This is a genomic window from Acinetobacter sp. 161(2023) (genome assembly GCF_037027805.1).
Taxonomy (GTDB): Bacteria; Pseudomonadota; Gammaproteobacteria; order Pseudomonadales; family Moraxellaceae; genus Acinetobacter.
The window spans coordinates 1-3,863 of sequence record NZ_JAZEYD010000036.1; the positions used below are offsets into that span (position 1 = coordinate 1).

At 37.8% G+C, this 3,863-nt stretch carries 4 protein-coding genes and 1 pseudogene; 1 reads left to right on the forward strand and 4 read right to left on the reverse strand.

Going from position 1 to position 3,863, the window contains the following annotated elements; translation table 11 throughout:
- Together WA249_RS18755 and mobQ are read right to left on the reverse strand one after the other, a co-directional pair.
- A pseudogene (locus tag WA249_RS18755) lies at positions 1-279 on the reverse strand (hypothetical protein); the annotation flags it as partial.
- The gene (gene mobQ, locus WA249_RS18760; RefSeq protein WP_262558882.1) at positions 276-1,229 is read right to left on the reverse strand and encodes a MobQ family relaxase; all 954 of its coding nucleotides are present in this window, start codon (positions 1,227-1,229) and stop codon (positions 276-278) included. The gene mobQ and the pseudogene WA249_RS18755, both read right to left, overlap by 4 nt.
- Positions 1,230-1,442: 213 nt before the next feature.
- Between mobQ and WA249_RS18765 the strand changes: the two genes are divergently transcribed.
- Positions 1,443-1,721 (forward strand): hypothetical protein, encoded by a 279-nt coding sequence (locus WA249_RS18765; protein WP_005264925.1) that lies wholly within the window; start codon positions 1,443-1,445, stop codon positions 1,719-1,721.
- On the opposite strand, the gene WA249_RS18770 is transcribed toward WA249_RS18765, so the two are convergent.
- Together WA249_RS18770 and repM are read right to left on the reverse strand one after the other, a co-directional pair.
- Entirely contained in the window at positions 1,718-2,107 is a 390-nt protein-coding gene (locus WA249_RS18770) for a hypothetical protein (RefSeq protein ID WP_004282228.1), read from the reverse strand. The genes WA249_RS18765 and WA249_RS18770 overlap by 4 nt on opposite strands.
- 126 nt (positions 2,108-2,233) lie before the next feature.
- Entirely contained in the window at positions 2,234-3,169 is a 936-nt protein-coding gene (repM, locus tag WA249_RS18775) for a replication initiation protein RepM (RefSeq protein WP_004282229.1), read from the reverse strand.
- Between the last annotated feature and the right edge of the window lie 694 nt (positions 3,170-3,863).

The window sequence follows — 3,863 nt, forward strand, 5'->3', positions numbered from 1 at the left end:
CAGCACCAGACTGAGGAAAATTGCACATAACAAGGCAATAAATCTGTAGTTCAATTTGTCGGTAGCCTTGTCTAGTTCATGGATGCGACCTTGAAGGGCACGTGTAGCTTCCTGATTTGCGTTATTTAGGGTCTTTTTGCTTTGTTCTAGTACCCCACTAGCTACTTTGTTGTAAAACGTCTCTAATCGCTTGTTATCATCTGCTATAGCTTCTCTATATTCCTTCATGGAGGCTAATAGAATATACAACTGATCATCTAAATCATTTTGGCTGCTCATAGCGATGGTCCACTTCTCTTCATGCTCTTGCGGTGTTTCTGCTTCATGGCTTGTTCTTGCTGTAGCTTCAATTGCTGTTTACGTTCCAGTTCTAGGCGTTTAACTTCCTGTGCTTTCTTCCATTGCTCAAAGCCTTGCTCAACACGGTTGAACCCTTGTTCTAAGGTTTTTTCTTTATGCTGTTGTTTGTTTTGGAGCTGTTGGCTGTTCTGCTGTTTTACCGTGTCGTTGAAACGACTGATCTCAGTATCTATACCTTTCCTGCGCATCTGCGTGACCTTGCTACCCTCATGGATAGTGGCTTGTAGCTGATTACCTTGATCGACATAGCTGCGGTGGTCTATTTTTTCCTTGTACCCTGCTTTGTCCAGGGCATGATTTGCAAGGTTTGCCCAGGTGGCTCGAATCTGTTTGATTTCTTCTTGGCTTGTTCCCATGCCTAGGCTTTTTCTTTTGGTGTTACTTAGCTCGATTTCCGCTTTTTGAGTAAGGACCAATTTATTTTCAGGGTCTAATTCTGCTTTGCGAGTTGTCAGCAAGATATGTGCATGATGGTTTTTATCATCTCCACCTTTGCTGGGTGCATGAATCGCTAAATCTGCAACTACCCCATAGCGATCTACTAAGGACTTGGCAAAGTCTTTAGCAAGTTCCTTGCGTTGTTCTTCATCCAATTCATCAGGCAAGGCAATAACCCATTCTCTAGCAGTTCTGGCATCTTTCCTGTTTTCGGTTTTTTCCGCCAGATTCCAGAGTTCGGCACGATCAATTTGAGTATCTAAGTTCGAGATAATTTCGGTATAAGCCACACCTTCTTTTCTCGTAAAGTCGTGCGTTAATCCTGTCCGTTCATCTGTCAATTTTTCTCCTGCACGATAGGCCATAGATGCTACCGCAGTTCGTCCCGAACTTCGGTTAACGGTCTTAGTCGTACAGTGATAAATTGCCATGCCTTAGCCTTATGATGGTTTTGCTTTTGCTTTTAAAAAATTGCGTAGCAGTTTTTTGGGGTTAAGGGGATTCCCCTTACGCAACGACGACTTGAACTTTGTTCAAGTCGTAAGTGCGCATTTCATGAAAAACACGATAGCATATAGCCCGCTTGAATTTCAATTCATAGGGCCTTATGCTTGAGTGGTTTTCTATATCCCGAAATCTGAATCATGACAAAAGCTGCTGAAACTCTTGAAAAGAAAATTGAAGCCCAGTTAGAGAAGCTGAAACAGTTAAAGGCTCGTAAACAAGCTATCGAAGCTAGAGAGAAGTCAAAGCAGAAAGAGCAGGAAAGAAAGGATGATACTCGACGTAAAATTTTGCTTGGTTCTTATTTGATTAAAAAAATGAATGCCAATGAAGCCAATAAAGAAAAAATACTCGCTGAACTCAACGAGTATTTAACAGAAGATAGAGATAGAGAGTTATTTAACCTTAAATCTAATTAGTTTTTATTTTGATAAAGTTGTCTATATTGCTCGGCCGTTTTTTGAGTGATTTCTAAATTTTTGTCCATCATTGTAGATGGATCATATTTATCTCCCCATTCAATGACCTTTCCATCTAATAAGGTGACATATAATCTATCTTGAGAAAGCATTTCATTATCCATGCTGATATAACCTACTCTTGATAGCCCCCAATAAGAATATTTCTCTTCAAAACCTTGCGGTGTCTTTCTTGCAGCCACCTTTTTTGGATTTCCTAATAGAGATACTACTTCTTGTTTCGTCATGCCTATTTGTAAGCTCATTGCCTTCTGGTTATAAGGAATTACTGTCGCACAACCTACTAATAAAAGTACTGCTAAAGTACTTAATATCCATTTTTTCACAAACATTCTCCAAAAATAATTTTTAAATATTATCTTATAAGAACAATTTTTTTGTCTCATAGTTTGATAATTCTAAATATTATCTAGTTAGTTCAATTATCTTAAAAACTTACTAAGAAAGCTTTTTTATACGTTAAAACCATGCTCTACAAGCAAAGGAAAGAACATTTCAAAGTGTCTTTTTTCTGCTAGCATTTCAGCTAAAAGTTGTCCGAATTGTTCATAATTTCCAGTACCAATTAAGTGGCTATATTCACTTTGTACACGCTCATCATAGGCAAGTTTAGATCCAAACTTAAGACGTTGTGAATCAGTCATTCGGTTAAAAAAATCTCCTATATTTTTATTTTTTTTAGCCTCAGTTCTTATTTGCTTTTGCTTAAATTTGAATGAAAACCCAGTGATTGTTCGTCCCTGCTTATGCTGTTCATATGTAGCCTTAATGTCTGTATGCTCATTGATCTGAGTAATAGCTGTTTCTAATACACGACTTTTAAAGTGGTGCATACGCTGATATTCATCATCTTCGACACCTAAATTTTTACGTAATTGTTGAAGTTCAAAAATTGGTGTTTTACCAACTTCACGCCAAGAAATTAATAACTCATAAAGCCTAGTCGCATATTTACTTGTTAAATGGGCAACTTGTTTAGCCTCGTACTTAGTAAAATGTTCTTCTAACCTAGTAATTAAGGGCACCACGTCAGGAGCGAAAGTAATTTCTAATAACGCTAAGTCGTCAACGTAAAAAATCCGGCTCACCCAACGAGAGCGAACAACACCGACCTTTCCAGTTTTTTTATATTCAGCGGTATAGCTAAACTGTCTATTAAATAGATTATTTACAGCCTCTTTCAAGGCCTTATAAGACGCATCAGGTGATACATTAAATAGCTTTGCATAATCACTAGCATGTATTTCAAGCTTACTGTCTGCTGTGATGCCTTGCCCCAATTCCCTTGCATTAATAATCGCAAGCATCACTAAACGCTGTTCTGTTAGTTCCAAATTATAGCTGGCGTTTATTAATGCATTATCTTTCACAACTAAACCATTCTTCATATTAAGTACACGTTATTATTAATGTGTATTTACACACTACATATAATCTGTGTGCAATTCAAGAGAATTTGTGTGCTTATACAAGAGAATTTGTGTGCTTATACAAGAGAATTTGTGTGCTTATACAAGAGAATTTGTGTGCTTATACAAGCTGAAACATAGGCATAGAGCGACTTACAGCTCGCGTAAAAGCATTTAAAAGCTTTAAAATATATATAAAAGCCTAAGCAGGCATGAAAACAGCCCTATGCCCTCGCTAAAGCTCGGACGTTTTAACCTCGCTTTCGCTCGGTTGAGGGGCTGTTTTTTTTCAAATATGAATTGAAAATTTAATAAAAAAGAAACTATGCCTTCGCTTCGCTCAGTAGTCTTTATGCTCGCTTCGCTCGTCTAGAATTTGACTAATAGAGTTCGCACCCATTCGGGATGCTCTGTATCTTTCGTTATGAAGCAAAAGGGAGCTTGTAATCAGGGAAAAGGCAGGGGCGAAATTTTAATGCCAAGTGGTCGCTCGTAGACACTCGCTCGGCTATTACTGGAAGAAGTTTAATAATTAAAATATCTAATCAAAACCGTGGAACAATGATCAAATAGTAAGCGTGGAACATAAAAAATAGAAAAGTTGCCGCCTTGTTGCTCTATGATTCAAGGCGGCAATCTCTAATATAATGATCTTGAAGGAAAAAACAGTTGT